This window comes from Mucilaginibacter sp. P5_A6, assembly GCF_056400585.1.
Map to the genome: position 1 here is coordinate 85,651 of NZ_JBFUKZ010000016.1, position 14,829 is coordinate 100,479.

Below are 14,829 nucleotides of genomic sequence, written 5' to 3' on the forward strand. Positions count from 1 at the left end.
CCATGGCTCAGGATATCATGACGAGTTAAACTTAAATCCAAATGAACGATGCTTTACTACGCCAGCAAATCAACCTTAAACAAAGGTTTAACCCTTTTTTTACTGGCCTGTTCGTAGGCATAGCCCAGCTTAATAATATCACCCTCCTTGTAAGCTGTACTAAAAAACGACAGCCCGATAGGCAAGCCATGTAATAAACCCATGGGCACCGTAATATGCGGATAACCGGCCATTGCAGCCGGGCTGGAAAAGGAGAAGCCATTATCATAATCGCCGTTCACCAGGTCGATACAAACTGCGGGACCGTTGGTAGGGCCTATAATGGCATCCAATTTATTATCGGTGAGGATCTTATCTATCGCTTTTTTAGCTCCGGTACTGGTTTTCTTTAGCGCATCAAGGTATTCTTTGCTGTTAAGGTTGCCTTTGGCTTGGGCAAGCTCCAACGTTTCCTGCTTAAAAAAAGGCATTGCTTTGGCCTCGTTCTGCTTGTTAAAAGCTATCACATCTGCAAGGCTTTTAACTTTACCATTAGCTGCGCTTAAATACTGGTTTAGGCCATCTTTAAATTCGTACAGTAAAACGGTAAATTCACTTTTGCCAATGTCTTTCAGTTGTTTGTTTAGTTCTATCTCAACTATAGTGGCGCCTTTGCTTTTAAGTACCTTTATTGCATCCTGCAGTAAAGCCACCATCCCCGCATTACCTTCCATGGCCGATTTCTCAACCCCGAGGCGTTTACCCTGCAGGCCGTTTTCATCTAAAAATTTGGAATAATCTGCTTCGGCTTTTCCTTTGCTGGCAAGGGTGAAACTATCCTGCACATCGATACCTGCTAATGCACCCAGGAATATGGCTGCATCCTTAACAGTACGGGCCATTGGACCGGCGGTATCCTGTGTTTTGGAGATAGGAATAATGCCCCACCGGCTCCACAGTCCCACGGTTGGTTTAATGCCCACCAGGCCATTTACTGATGCTGGCGATACTATTGATCCATCGGTTTCGGTGCCGATTGCTATGGTGCATAAATTGGCCGCTACAGCGGTGCCCGATCCGGCGCTTGATCCGCTGGGATTGCGATCAAGGATATATGGGCATTTGGTTTGTCCGCCCCGGCTGCTCCATGCGCTGGTAGAGTGGGTGGAACGGAAATTGGCCCACTCGCTCAAATTGGTTTTGCCTAATAATACCGCACCGGCTTCGCGCAGTTTATGTACAATAAAAGCATCTTGTTTTGCAAAATTATCGCCCAGTGCCAATGAACCTGCGGTGGTGTGCATGTTATCGCCGGTATTTATATTGTCTTTTATCAGCACGGGGATGCCATGCATCGGGCCGCGTACTTTGCCCTGCGCGCGTTCCTTATCCATCGCGTCGGCCATGTTAAGGGCATCTTTGTTCAGTTCGATTACAGAGTTCAGTTTTGGGCCGTTTTTATCTATCTCCTCAATACGTTTCAGATAAAGCTCGGTCAGCAGGCGCGAGGTATATTGCTTAGCCTTCATTTTTTCCTGCAGATCGGTTATAGTGGTTTCCGAGAGTTCAAACAGGTCATCCTTGCTGTCGGTTGCCGTGGTATCGTTTTTTTTATCGTCTGCGGCTGGCTGACTGCATGAAGCAGCTACCAATGTTGATATTGTTAAGCCTGCTAATGAGCCTGTTTTGAGGAAATTTCTTCTGTGCATAACCGGGTTTTAAAAAGCATCTACAAATAACAAAATATTTAGCTAATTAAAAACTGTCAGTCTAAAATGTTACAACATATAATGACTATAAGTAATTTATTCTTGTTGGTAATGATACTGCATGTTGACAGAGACCAATTTTAACATAATATAACGTGATTTTTGCAAATAGGCATTTATAACTTCTCATTATTTACATTGCCTTATCCAAATATAAAATGATGAGGCAAGTACTAATTATGCTGCTGGTTTTAACTACAAATACGGCAATATTGGCTCAAAACTTAACGCCCGTTGCCCGTAATGGCGCATTAAAGGTACAGGATGGTAAATTGGTGAACCATCAGGGGATTGCACCGCAATTGCGGGGTATTAGCCTTTCATGGAGTTTATGGCAGGGGCGTAAATATTATAATCCGGGGGTAGTTAGCTGGCTTGCTGATGATTTTAAGATCTCCATTATCAGGGCGGCGATGGGTGTGGAGCCTGGTGGTGGGTACTTACGACAACCGGATGAGCAGCAAAAGATGATCACAGATGTGGTTGACCAGGCTGTAAAGAATGGTATTTATGTACTGATAGACTGGCACGACCATAATGCCAACCTGCATATACAGGATTCAAAAGAGTTTTTTAAGCAAATGGCAAAAAAATATGCCGGCGTGCCTAACGTAATTTACGAAATCTGGAACGAGCCTGCAAAAACGCATTGGAAAACGGTGAAAGATTATGCCATGCAGGTAATTCCTGTGATCCGAAAATACGATAAGGAAAATGTAATTGTGATAGGTAGTCCCAATTGGGATCAGGATGTGGATATAGCTGCTGCTGACCCGATTGTTGGTTTTAATAATATTGCATATTCTTTTCATTTTTATGCCAGCGACCCTTATCACCAGGAAGCACTTCGTGCAAGGGCTGATAAGGCTATAAAACTTGGTTTGCCGCTTATAGTTACGGAGTGGGGTGTGGGCGAGGCCAATGGCGACGGCGAGTTTAATATGCACAAAACCCAAACCTGGTTAAAATGGGCAGAAGATAACAAGCTTAGCTGGGCCAACTGGAATATAACCGATAAGCACGAAACAACCGCTATTCTGCAAAAAGGTGCCCCCCTATATGGCGGGTGGACGAAGGCTAATTTAACACCTGCAGGTTTGTATATAAGGAACGTGCTAAGAGAGTTAAATAAATAGGCCCCTCCCAAACCCTCCGCGGAGGCTTAATGAAGGAAGGGAGGCGGTAACGTATAATTTGCATTACAAATACATATGCAGCATATGTATTTGGTATCTTTATGATCTCTGAATGTACTTTGCTTTTTTAGTAGTGATGATGCCAAAATGCCCGATCAAAATATTGTTCCCCGCTATTTTAATGGCATTGCTGTTTGGATGTGATCATGGTAAAAAAGTTTTTAGAAGTGATTGCAATGATGACTATTCTCCTGTTTACAAACGTGTTCCTTTTACGGAGCTGGTAAATCACCTTAAAAAATACGATAAGCAATATGTAGAGGTTACCGGTAAGTACGTTGAGGCTCCGGAGCAATCTGCTTTATTTAACGACAGCCTTTTTGCCGATCATTCTATTAAGCAGGCTATCTGGATAGATTTTAATCCCGATTGCCCGTTATATCTGGAGGGTACAAGAATAGGCTTGTTTGCCTATAATAACGGGCAGTTCACCCAGATCAACAATAAACATGTTACCATTAAAGGTAGGGTTGACGCGCATGATACCGGGCATTTAAACCAGTATAAAGGAGCAATAGAAAGGATCAGTTATATTGATTTATAACTAAATATTTTAAATGGTCAGCTTTAAGCCATCGTAGGCCAGGTGGATGTTTGGAGGCAGCTCACTGGTGATATCCTGGTGTTTACCTAAACGGTGACTGATGTGAGTGAGATAGGTTTCGCCAGCATCCATTTCCTGCGCAAAGGCAATAGCCTCATCGAGCGTAAAATGCGATATATGGGTTTGTTTTTGCAGTGCGTTTATTACCAGGATCCTGGTTCCCTTTATTTTTTGTTTTTCTGTATCGGATATGGTTTTTGCATCCGTAATGTAGGTAAAATCATTTATCCTGAAGCCCATAACCGGGAGCAGGTAATGTAAAACCTCAACCGGCGTAAATGTTACACTGCCAATGGTAAATGGATCCAAACCTATTGGGTGTATTTTTACCTGTGGAACGCCGGGATAACCGTTACCATCAAAAATATATGGGAATTCGCGAACCAATGCCCTTTGTACGCGAAAATCTGCATATACATCAACCGGACCATTTTGACGGTAATTAAACGCGCGGATATCATCCATGCCGGCAATATGGTCTTTATGCTCATGGGTAAATACAATAGCATCAAGATGCTTTACGCCCGCACGCAGCATCTGGTACCTGAAATCCGGTCCGGAATCAATAACTATCGTTTTATCTTCGGCTTCAATTAAAACAGAGGTGCGCAGCCGGTTATCCTGTGGATTTAGCGAGGTGCATACCTCGCAGCCGCAGGCAATAACAGGTACACCCTGCGAAGTTCCGGTTCCTAAAAATGTTATGGTCACAGCTGGAGTTTTGTTTGTTTAATTTCCTGCAAAAACGCTACTTGTTTTTCGTCGAGCAGTTTAAAATCTATTTCCAGTTCACGCAAAAGCTCAACAAGGGCTAAAATTTTACTTTCCAGGTTCGAGAAACGGTTGACGATCACCATTCGGCTGTTCAGCAACAGGCATGCACCTGTTTTAAAGTTGCCTTTTTCATACCGCACCTTGTAACCTGCTGTTTTAAGCAGCATTTCCAGTTTTTCGAGGGTATGGTTAGTTGCAGGAAGCATTATTTCAAAAATAGTAAATTAAGTGTAATTGCAGGTTCATTTTTGGTTATCGCCATCTTTGTTTTAAATAGCCTATATCCCTATATTTATTAACCAATTATACGCTCAATATCACAATGAAAAAAATCATCCTGTTTGCAATATGTGTAACCGCCTGTTTAACAGCTTTAGCCCAGCAAACTAAAACCTATGCCGAGAAACTGGGCTGGCCCAAGGGCGCCCGTGTAATTATTTTGCATGTTGACGATGCTGGTATGTCGCACGAATCAAATGATGGGGCAGAGAAAGCTATTGGTGAGGGTGTAGCTACTTCAACCAGTGTGATGATGCCCTGTGCATGGGTATCTGAGTTTAAAACGTACCTGGATAAGCATCCTGATGTAGATGCCGGCCTGCATTTAACTTTAACATCAGAGTGGGATAACTACCGTTGGGGGCCGTTGGCCGGCAAAACCGCAGTACCGGGACTTACCGATAAGCAAGGTTGTTTATGGCCGTCTGTTGCGGCTGTTTACTTCAGGGCGTCGGCAGATGAGGTAGATAGAGAAATAAGAGCACAACTGGACAGGGCCTTGAGTATGGGCTTTGTACCTACCCACCTCGACTCGCACATGGGGACGCTTTTTGCCAAGCCATCTTATATGGAAAAGTATATTAAGCTGGGTATCGAAAAACAGATCCCGGTTATGTTTCCGGGTGGAGACAACCTGTTTTACAGGGCCGAAGCCAAAGCCGCTACTATTGCCGAATTGAAAAAACAGGGTAAATACACCGAAGGTATGGTAATACAAGAGCCGGCAGTTTTGGCTAATGTAAAAGAAACGGGCCTTATGATCTGGAAAGCCGGTTTGCCTGTTTTGGACGATCTGCATAACTCAAGTTATGACTGGCAGATGCCCGATATTGATAATATGACGGATAAGCAGATCCAAAAATGGTATACTGATCATTATATTGAAAGCATTGGCCGTTTATCGCCGGGCTTAACTATGGTGATTATGCATTGCACCAACCCAACACCAAATTTCGACCACATATCTGACACCGGTAAAAAACGCAAAGGCGATCTGCTTGCCATGACCGACCCACGATTAAAAGCTTTTTTAAAGCAACAAGGGTTTATTTTAACCACCTGGCGCGAAGTTATGGAACGAAGAGCAAAGGTGGGGAATGTTGAATAGACTTGATGTGTAGATATGTAAATTTCAGATGTGCAGATGAATGAATTGATGTATGGGTATCGAGATGATTTTTAATGTTTGATTTTTGGACCTGGATTAAATGAATCTATTGAATTCATCGGATTTAAAATTCTGTAATTTCATTAATTCGAGTTATTCCGGTTCAGACAAATAATCTGCACATTTGAAATTTGCAGATCTGCACATCAATTCTGTATCAGCCTGTATTTTCCCGATTTAATGAGCCTTTGCTGTTCGGCAGTGAACGAGGTGCGGCCGCCAAAATCCTGCACCCAGTAAGTGTTATATTCGGCTACACCAACTTCCTTAAAGTCGGGGTTCATGAGGTTTTTGCAATGACCTTCACTTTTAAACCAGCCATCCATTACTTCGGCTATGTTTAGCTGTCCCTGGGCAATGTTTTCGCCTATGGCAAAACTCTTAAAGCCTTTAAATTTGTATCCGGCAAAAACTATCCTGTCCTCCATGCTGCGGCCATCTTTGCTGGTATGACTAAAGTAGGTCCGTTTAGCCATATCTTTTGCGTGGCCTGTTGCAGCATCAAATAATTTATCGTTCCAGGTTAGGGGCGTGGCCGGCGGAAAGTAAGTGTCGCCGCAATTACATCCCTTGGTGCGTGTTGAATTTATACGTGATAAAAATTCGTTTTTAAACCGGGTACTTTGACCATACGTGGCGCCAAACATGAATAATATGGTAAGTGTGCAAATTGCTTTTGCAATTAAATTTCTCATATAGTATATGACAAATTAAATGAAACGGGGTTTAATTTTCAATAGTATAGTGAAGCCAGGTTATTGTTTGGGTTTCCGGGGCCGGATGCGCCACCGGCTTGGTTTTTTACGTCGCCAGTAATAGATCATTACAGCAATTGCCATTACGGCAAGGGCAATAATGAGTATTATAACGAGACCGTATGCCTTGCCGAGCTGAGTTTGGGACCTCTTTTGTAACTCGAGGTATATACTTTTTTTTTGACGATGACTGCAACCTGTTTTTTGATTATAACCGAATCTTTTTTGGTTATAAGCGCAAGGCGGTCCTCTTCGGCTTTATGTAAGATGCTATCATCAAGAAACTCATGCCTTTTTATGGCGATAGTGGCCTTCTCGTAATCTTTCATGTGCCGGTACAAACCTGCAAAACCTACCTGTACGGCCGATTCATTTTTAGGGTCAGCATTTTTGATTGCAAGGTTAAGGGCTTCCTTAAGGTCGCGCATGGCCAGCTTATAGTCTTTAATGTCGCTTTTTATAGCCGAGAGTTCAATTAATGAGGCGATGATATTGGGTACATCATTCTTTTGACGCGATATGCTATTTGATTGTAAAATAAACCACTTGGCCTGGACGTATTTACGTTGCGACCGGTAAATTTTTGACAGATTATTATAACAGGTGCGTAAACCTAAAGAATCATTAATGCTTGAATAGGTATGCAAGGCCAGCATGGTATAATTTAAAGCTTCGCCTTGGTAATAATATCTTACGTGCCTGTTTGCAATAGTATCGTAATTTAAATATTGCGCGGCAATTTGGGTGTATATAGGGCCCTTTAATGAATCGGTGGTGAGCTGTAATTTTTGCTTAAGACTATCAAGGTCACCCGCATATGCTGATAATTTGAATCCGGCTAATACAATAAAGAAGAGGCAAGTAAGTAGTTTTTTCATATAGGGGCTATCGAATATAGCAGTATATTTTCATATTCAACAGTCAAATAATGTGCCTGTATTATCAACACTTTATCCCTATTATATAAAATGATTAATAATAGCCGTTTTTAGGCTGAAATGGCCATTATTTAATCAAATACAGACGGCCGGATTTTAATTCACAATTTTTCCGATTTTTTGCACATTATTAATTGGTATAGTAAATAGTACACCATATTAACCTAATATTGATTAATTGTACTAAACAATAACCTGTTCATACCGGTTAATAAACTGCTGTACTGGTTTAAACCGCGAAAGTATGAAGTTGAAAAGTGTAATGCCAATGGCAGCGCAGGTAATACCTGCCAATACATCAAGTATATAATGATGACTTGCATATACCGCGGTAAACCAAATACCCAGCATTACCACAGCAAAAAATATGTTCACCCTGCCCAATCGGTTTTTAATGCCATAATATAAAACAATAACAGGGTATGATGAGTGTAGTGATGGCATAGCCGCAAAGACATTTGAGCCTTTTGCATAGATAGATTTAAATACGCCCGCGTTAAAATAGGCATCAAACTTTGCCAGGCCGGCGGTATTACCTTGTGTTAGGGGTTGAAAAGCAAAACCGTGATATTGTACATACCATGGTGGTGCGGCGGGGAATGCGTAGTATACTACAAAGCCCAGTAAGTTTACCAGTACAAACGTAAGCGAGAATTTAAGAAATTGCTTTTTGTTCCTGAAAAATAAAGATGCCGCAAAAGCAAGTGGTACCGGAATCCAGCATAAATAAAATATACCTGCAGCCACATCAATAAATGTATTGCCATTTACCCGCCAGTATTCGTTAGGCGTTAGCAGGCTGCCTTTATAATGAATACCAAACAACTGCTTTTCGAAATTGTAAATATCGGCTATATGTACCGAATTGAATTTGTAGTTTGGGAAGGCCTTCATATAATCAAATATGATCCAGTACACAACGAATATACTAAAGCCAAGAATAAATTTACGGGTAACCGGAGCTGCGTAAAAAAGGGAATTGAATATCAATACCAATACAAGCTCATCGGGTTTGTAACCTATTAAAAAGTAGGAGAGTACTAAATAACCTAATGAAATTAGTGTAACAACAAGTATAGTTTTAATATTGATTGTTACACTATTGTGTGCCACACTATCCACTTTATTTTTTTAAGAAGCCTGAACGGAATATTTTATCCCACAATGGTGAACTTACGCCATAACCTCGGTCGGGGTCCTGGTAATGATGCAGCATGTGGTGTTGTTTGATTTTTTTAAACAAGCCGCTTTTAAAGTTGAAATGATGCATAGCATAGTGCGATATATCATAAAACAGGTAGCCTAATATAAAACCCGGGAAAAAGCCAAAAACATAGTTTACAGGCAATATGGCTTTAAATAAAAAGTAAAAACCAGTAGCTAAAGGTATACTAAGTGAGGGTGGCAATACCAGGCGTTTGGTATCGCTGGGGTAATCATGGTGTACGCCATGCATTATAAAATGTAGCCTTTTTGCCCATTCCCAGTTCTCGTTTGGTTTAAGATGGAATACAAAACGATGCATAATGTATTCTGTAATTGTCCACACAAACAAACCTAAAATAAACAGCTCTGCGTATTTTAACACATCAATACCCGCAGCAAAAGCCAGGTAGGTTGAGTATACAATAACGGGTACAAAAATATACAGGGGTACGGTATAATGTACCTTTGATAAACTCTCTAAAAAGTTGCTTTTAAACATCCTCACAGACTCATGTGAGTTGGATACATAATTCTTTTTCATGGCATATCAGGTTTAAAATGCTTGATGATTTGTCTGCCTGTTATTTTATCTTTTATGTTGATCTGAATTTAATTTCCGGATACAATTGTTAATCCGGCTCAATTTTAACAAACATTTACCAATATGTAAATGCCATTATTTAATTGTTACGAAGATATGATATTTTGATGAGGTCTTAAGTCAAAAGTTCCAGGTTTTGGATTTGGTACAATCAGGGACTTTAATCCGGGTGGTTAACAGCTAAAGACTTTGACTTTACAACTTATCCTCTTCTTCTTGTTTTATTAAAGCTCTTTTAGCCTCTCTTAGCCTGTTAAACGCGGTAATGTTGGTTAACACAGCCAGTATAACAAGCGGAAATGTAAATATTGAAATAGGTTCAAATATGTGAAACTTTATGCCCGGTACAAACAATTTGTAATTGCCGCCAATATACTGAGCCACAATGCCGCTTAATAACGCGCATAAACCAATAGTAACCACACGCTCGGGCCTTTGCATTAAACCGCCTTTTATTTCAACACCCAAACCTTCGGCGCGTGCCCTCACATAGCTTACCATCATGGAACCAATAAGGGCTATAAAAGCCGCTATAGAGCTTATAAAGTAGTGATGACCTACCAGGTAATAACAAATACCCAGGAACATAATCAGTTCGCTGTAACGGTCAAGCACCGAATCATACAGAGCGCCAAAAGTTGATTTCATATTACCCAAACGGGCCACCTGGCCATCAAGCATATCAAACAAACCGGCAAACAATATCAGGCCGCCAGCCCAGCCAACATAGCGTAAATCGCCCCGGTTACCTTCTTCGGCACCTAAAATAAATATGGCGGCTACACCTACGTTCAGCACAAAACCAATTGATGTAACTGCGTTTGGAGTTAAGCCAACTTTGATCAGGATTTTTACAACGGGATCAATTACCCGGTAAATACCCAACTGCAGGTTTGTTCTTAACGATATTTTCTGTTCCATTTTTGTAATAGTTTGATGTTACAAAATTAAAAATCAAATTTAACTCTTACACGGAAGCCCCATTGTGATATATCCGGGTGGTCTAAATAATTAAATCTCTTCACAAAATCAATCCGTATAAATTTAAATATATTTTCGACACCAACACTACCCTCAACGTAAGGTGTTTTACCAAGTGTATAGGTAATTGGCACCCCATTGCCATCAACAGGGAATTGATATAAAGACGGATGTAGGTTTGGATTGTTTTGGTCACTTAAACTACCATACAAAACTTTTGCCGAAAATACTTCGCGCCATTTTAATTTTTTTAACAAAGGTACCTTGTTAAAAAAGAAACCCATAAAGTGCTGATCGATTCTGAAGCTTGCGTATTTATCACTGGCAAACTCTAAAAAGTTCATTAAGTTATATGAATCAATATCATAAGCATAGGTTTGGTTGGCATGATGAATGGTTAACAATGGATATGGTACCGAGCCAAATAGTTTACCTCCGCTTAAGTTAACATCTGCATAACCCAATTGCGATTCATAAACACGCTTGTCAATACGGGCGTCAATTTTTTGATAATTATACTCGCCGCCAAACAGGTTTTTTACACCGGCAGTATACTGCAGTTGGTAGGTGGGGTATTTATTAGGAATAGGTATGCGATAAATTTTACCCTGGTAAAATTCTTCGTGAGGGGCATAACGGATTCCGGCAGTAAGCTGGGTTGTGGTAAGGTCATGGATAGAATTTGGCTGACCGTTTACAACATTGTTAAAATAAAGTGACCCCGCTGGTTCCTGTGTCCATTTATTAAAACCTGCATTGTATGAAAAGTGGCTTTCAAATTCATGTGCATAATCTAACCTGTAGTTATCGTTATAAAGGTATTTGTCATTTACCCCGCGTTTAAATGACAGCAATAAGTTATCTTCCTGAACAAACTGCAGGTTTAAACCCGGGATTTTGGTATCACGCTGGAAGCTTGCCCTTATATAATTTTGGGGGAATTTATAAATAGATTTATTGTTTAACGAGTAGGTACCACTCACGAAATATTTCCAGCGCTGATCCCTAAAACCATAGGCGGCATAAGTTTCAAAATAATAACGCCTGCTTAATTCGGGGGTGGTACGACCACCAAACCTCAATTTAAAACCTTCAACCGGGTTAAAGCTGTAAAATGTATTTGCAGGGCCAATTTCAAACTTCCCAAAACCTTTGTAACCTGCAAGCAGCAGCGTGGCAATATCAACTGTACGCTTAAAGGATGGCATGTTTTTTAAGCTGTCGATGTTTTTATAAACCTTTGATTCGGCAGTTGTTAAGGTATCCAGGCGATTTTCTGTCCAGAAAGCCTCAGTTCGGTTCCGGGCTTCGTCGGATGCTTCTTCTGATTGCTTGGTATAGGCAGTATCCGGCCTGGGTTTGTTTACAATGTAATTACCATAAGTTATGGTACGCATACCAAATAAACTGCTTTTGGCGTCCTTTTTTGAAGCGCCAAAATCGGCAATGGTGTTGCTCTTACTTAAATGGTAACGGCCGTCGGGATTTTGTTCAAAATCCAGGTCAACCTGTATCGACCGGATAAAATTAATATTGATATGCTTATTTACCAATAAAGTAGCCTTTTGAACCGCATAATTACCATCGAGCGTTATGTAGATACTTCCCTCAAATAATACATCATTTGTATTGCGCGGTGTAAAACTTAGTTGAACCAGTTTTTGGTTTTTACTATCGGTAATGGTATCGGTTATAAAAAACTTATAGTAATTAGGAGAGTTATTTGATATTGGGCTTAAAAACTGGCTCGTTATCAGAAATACGTTATTATCGTAAATATCAACCTTTGTATAAAGGTGTTTAAAGTACTGTGTTAAACCCGAATTATCTACAGCAGGGCCAAAGTTTACACTTTTTTCGCCCAAAATTACCTCCCTGGTTTTTTCGGGGTTTTTACGATAATAATTCTGTAGCAGTTTTTCGTTCAGGAAAATAGGTAATATTGATTTACCGGGTATAGATGTGCTATCGCGGTTATCTAATACAAACTTATATTTCCTGAAAAACTTACGGTCAGAGAATTGTGCCGAAACGTTGGCAGCACCAAACATCATCTTATCGTATTCCCGGTATTCTACATAGCTGTAAGCTTCAGGGCGATTTTTTTCTTTATTCTCGATAACTTTACGAATCAATTCAACCGCCGGGTTATCCTTGTTACGGTACTTTGGTTTTTTACCTGCTTTAATATTAACCTCGTTAAGTTGCTGCGCCGATGGGAAAAGCCTTACATTTATAACCTGCTCCTTACCCGGAACAACAGTTAAAAATGCGTCCTTGTAACCTAAAAAGGATATTTTAATTTGTTTGTATGAAAGCTGGTTTGTTGAAAGGCGATATTTGCCATTATTATCAGTAGTAACACCCGTAGTAGTGCCGGTAAAACTAACTACAACATAAGGAAGTGTTTGTTTATTACCTGCATCAGTAACCGTACCTGTTATAATGGTAGTTTGGGCAAATAATGATGTGACAGAAAAAAAGAATATCGAAAAGAATAAACTTTTGTAAAATTTTTTAAACTCCATGTACTTTATGCAATTATGCAAATACAAACTTTTTTTGATTGATAAAATAGTAGCCAGCAACCTGGCCACCAAAACCCATTTTGAATGCTGATATTGTAAATTACCAGTTCAAAACTACAGATCGATCAATCGTTTACACTTTTCATCCAGCTGATCTGCCCGGCGCTTCACCTGCTTTATTTAAGCATGTTTCCTGCACCTTTTACAACCCTTATACATAGCCTGCAACTGCGCTTCAAAGGTAAAAAAAATCCCTACAGACTAATGTGGTCAAAAAGTCAAATATTGTCCGCATTAATAGCAAAGGTGCACATCGTTATTAATATCTTTAAATTATACTATTGAGCAAACGGCACTATTAGATATATATTATCACCTTTTTGTTTCGTGATAATATGTATCAATTACGTAAGGTGTTGATTTTTAGATGTGATTATTAAATTTTGCTGCAATTGTAATTAAAATGATATGTTTTAGGGGTTATAAATTCCCCAAATTTAACAATTATTAACAGGTTAACTAATAGATAATTATGGATCTTAAATTAAGTTTAAATAAACAGCCGCATAAAGAATTGAATCAATATACGGCTGTTATTATTTTATATTGTTTTATTATGCTTCTTCGGCAAACATATCATCGTAGTAATCTAAGCCAAGATGAGTTATCAAATCTTCGCCCATTAAGTAGCGCAGCGTGTTTTCCAATTTTATCAACTGTTTAAATATATCATTCTCGGGATGTAAACCTGCCGCGGTTTGCGGCGATTTAAGGTAGAAGGATAACCATTCCTGGATCCCGCTCATGCCGGCTCTTTTTGCCATATCACTAAATAAGGCAAGGTCAAGCGCGATAGGGGCGGCCAGGATAGAGTCGCGGCAGAGGAAGTTGATCTTGATCTGCATTTTATAGCCTAACCAGCCAAAAATGTCTATGTTATCCCAGCTTTCTTTGTTATCGCCATGCGGTGGATAGTAGTTGATCCTGATTTTATGGTAAATGTTGCCATAAAGTTCCGGGTTATCTTCAGGTTTAAAAATATCCTCCAGTACGCCCAGTTTTGATACTTCTTTGGTTTTAAAGTTATCCGGATCATCAAGCACAAGGCCGTCGCGGTTACCAAGAATGTTGGTTGAAAACCACCCGTGTACACCTAATGAACGTGCAGCTAAGCCTGGCGCTAAAATTGTTTTCATTAAAGTTTGGCCGGTTTTAAAATCCTTACCCGCAATAGGGGTTTTGGTTAATTTGGCAAGTTCAATTAAAGCCGGAATATCAACTGTTAAGTTAGGGGCGCCGTTTGAGAAAGGTACACCTAATTTTAAAGCAGCATAAGCATATATCATACTTGGTGCAATCAGTTTATCATCATCCTTTAAAGCCTGTTCAAAGGCTGCAAGTGACTGGTGAATTGCCGATGCCTCGTAATAAATTTCTGTTGAACCGCACCATACAAGTACTACCCTGTCAAGACCGTTTTTTTCTTTGAAGTTTTTAATATCCTCCATTACCTGTTGCGCCAGTTCATAACGTGTACCGGTTTTAACGTGGGTGCCGGTAAGGTTTTTGGCGTAATTATGGTCAAAAGCAGCCTTCATGGGTACAATAGCTTCCAACTTGGCTTTTACGGCGTTTAATAGCGCGGGCTCAAGTACTTTAGCGTTTGAAGCAGCTTCAAAAACGTTATCATCATAAACATCCCATCCGCCAAAAACAATGTCGTTTAAATTAGCAAGCGGAACAAATTCATTAATTTTAGGGTTACGGTTTTCAGTTCGTTTACCTAAACGAATGTGACCCATTTGTGTAAGAGAGCCAATTGGTTGCGAGATGCCTTTTTTTACAGCTTCAACGCCGGCAATCAGTGTGGTGGCTACAGCGCCTAAGCCTGGGATAAGGATTCCCAGTTTGCCTTCGGCAGGAGAGATTTTAATTTTCATTGTAATTGTTTATTGTTTAATTATTATGGCCCGGACCATCTGTTTGGTTTTACCGGTTTTACCTTAATGTTTTAACAGGAAATGGTTTGTGTTAATTGTGCTAAGTGTTTG

The 14,829-nt window shown here is 40.1% G+C and carries 13 protein-coding genes; 3 read left to right on the forward strand and 10 right to left on the reverse strand.

What is annotated here, in order from left to right:
- Positions 1–56 precede the first annotated feature (56 nt).
- Positions 57–1,688, reverse strand: a complete 1,632-nt coding sequence (locus AC1DO4_RS17210) for an amidase (RefSeq protein ID WP_477417994.1) — start codon at positions 1,686–1,688, stop codon at positions 57–59.
- 218 nt (positions 1,689–1,906) lie between these two features.
- Between AC1DO4_RS17210 and AC1DO4_RS17215 the strand changes: the two genes are divergently transcribed.
- Positions 1,907–2,884, forward strand: a complete 978-nt coding sequence (locus tag AC1DO4_RS17215; protein ID WP_477417996.1) for a glycoside hydrolase family 5 protein — start codon at positions 1,907–1,909, stop codon at positions 2,882–2,884.
- Between the two features lie 181 nt (positions 2,885–3,065).
- Positions 3,066–3,488 carry a hypothetical protein gene (locus AC1DO4_RS17220; RefSeq protein ID WP_477417999.1) on the forward strand — a complete coding sequence of 141 codons (423 nt, stop codon included), beginning with the start codon at positions 3,066–3,068 and terminating at the stop codon, positions 3,486–3,488.
- 9 nt (positions 3,489–3,497) lie between these two features.
- Here AC1DO4_RS17220 and AC1DO4_RS17225 read toward each other — a convergent pair whose 3' ends face one another.
- Together AC1DO4_RS17225 and AC1DO4_RS17230 are read right to left on the reverse strand one after the other, a co-directional pair.
- Positions 3,498–4,259: an MBL fold metallo-hydrolase gene (locus AC1DO4_RS17225; protein WP_477418001.1), complete on the reverse strand. Its 762-nt coding sequence runs from the start codon at positions 4,257–4,259 to the stop codon at positions 3,498–3,500.
- Positions 4,256–4,528: a hypothetical protein gene (locus AC1DO4_RS17230; protein WP_477403866.1), complete on the reverse strand. Its 273-nt coding sequence runs from the start codon at positions 4,526–4,528 to the stop codon at positions 4,256–4,258. Before AC1DO4_RS17230 ends, AC1DO4_RS17225 begins: the two co-directional genes overlap by 4 nt.
- A 116-nt stretch (positions 4,529–4,644) precedes the next feature.
- Here AC1DO4_RS17230 and AC1DO4_RS17235 point away from each other — a divergent pair, with 116 nt between their 5' ends.
- A complete protein-coding gene (locus AC1DO4_RS17235) occupies positions 4,645–5,709 on the forward strand; it encodes a polysaccharide deacetylase family protein (RefSeq protein WP_477418003.1) in 1,065 nt (354 codons plus the stop codon).
- A gap of 206 nt (positions 5,710–5,915) precedes the next feature.
- Here AC1DO4_RS17235 and AC1DO4_RS17240 read toward each other — a convergent pair whose 3' ends face one another.
- From AC1DO4_RS17240 to AC1DO4_RS17270, 7 genes are all read right to left on the reverse strand, one after another.
- Complete coding sequence (locus AC1DO4_RS17240; RefSeq protein ID WP_477418005.1) at positions 5,916–6,464, reverse strand: CAP domain-containing protein; 549 nt, start codon at positions 6,462–6,464, stop codon at positions 5,916–5,918.
- A gap of 167 nt (positions 6,465–6,631) precedes the next feature.
- Positions 6,632–7,402 carry a hypothetical protein gene (locus AC1DO4_RS17245; protein ID WP_477418007.1) on the reverse strand — a complete coding sequence of 257 codons (771 nt, stop codon included), beginning with the start codon at positions 7,400–7,402 and terminating at the stop codon, positions 6,632–6,634.
- Between the two features lie 243 nt (positions 7,403–7,645).
- The gene (locus AC1DO4_RS17250) at positions 7,646–8,575 is read right to left on the reverse strand and encodes a phosphatase PAP2 family protein (protein WP_477418009.1); all 930 of its coding nucleotides are present in this window, start codon (positions 8,573–8,575) and stop codon (positions 7,646–7,648) included.
- Positions 8,576–8,585: 10 nt separating this feature from the next.
- Positions 8,586–9,209 carry a sterol desaturase family protein gene (locus AC1DO4_RS17255; protein WP_477418011.1) on the reverse strand — a complete coding sequence of 208 codons (624 nt, stop codon included), beginning with the start codon at positions 9,207–9,209 and terminating at the stop codon, positions 8,586–8,588.
- Positions 9,210–9,464: 255 nt separating this feature from the next.
- Positions 9,465–10,190 (reverse strand): CDP-alcohol phosphatidyltransferase family protein, encoded by a 726-nt coding sequence (locus AC1DO4_RS17260; RefSeq protein WP_477403878.1) that lies wholly within the window; start codon positions 10,188–10,190, stop codon positions 9,465–9,467.
- A gap of 26 nt (positions 10,191–10,216) precedes the next feature.
- Positions 10,217–12,778, reverse strand: coding sequence for a DUF5686 family protein (locus AC1DO4_RS17265; RefSeq protein WP_477418013.1), 2,562 nt, complete (start codon positions 12,776–12,778; stop codon positions 10,217–10,219).
- A 614-nt stretch (positions 12,779–13,392) separates the two neighbouring features.
- A complete protein-coding gene (locus AC1DO4_RS17270) occupies positions 13,393–14,718 on the reverse strand; it encodes an inositol-3-phosphate synthase (protein WP_477418015.1) in 1,326 nt (441 codons plus the stop codon).
- Between the last annotated feature and the right edge of the window lie 111 nt (positions 14,719–14,829).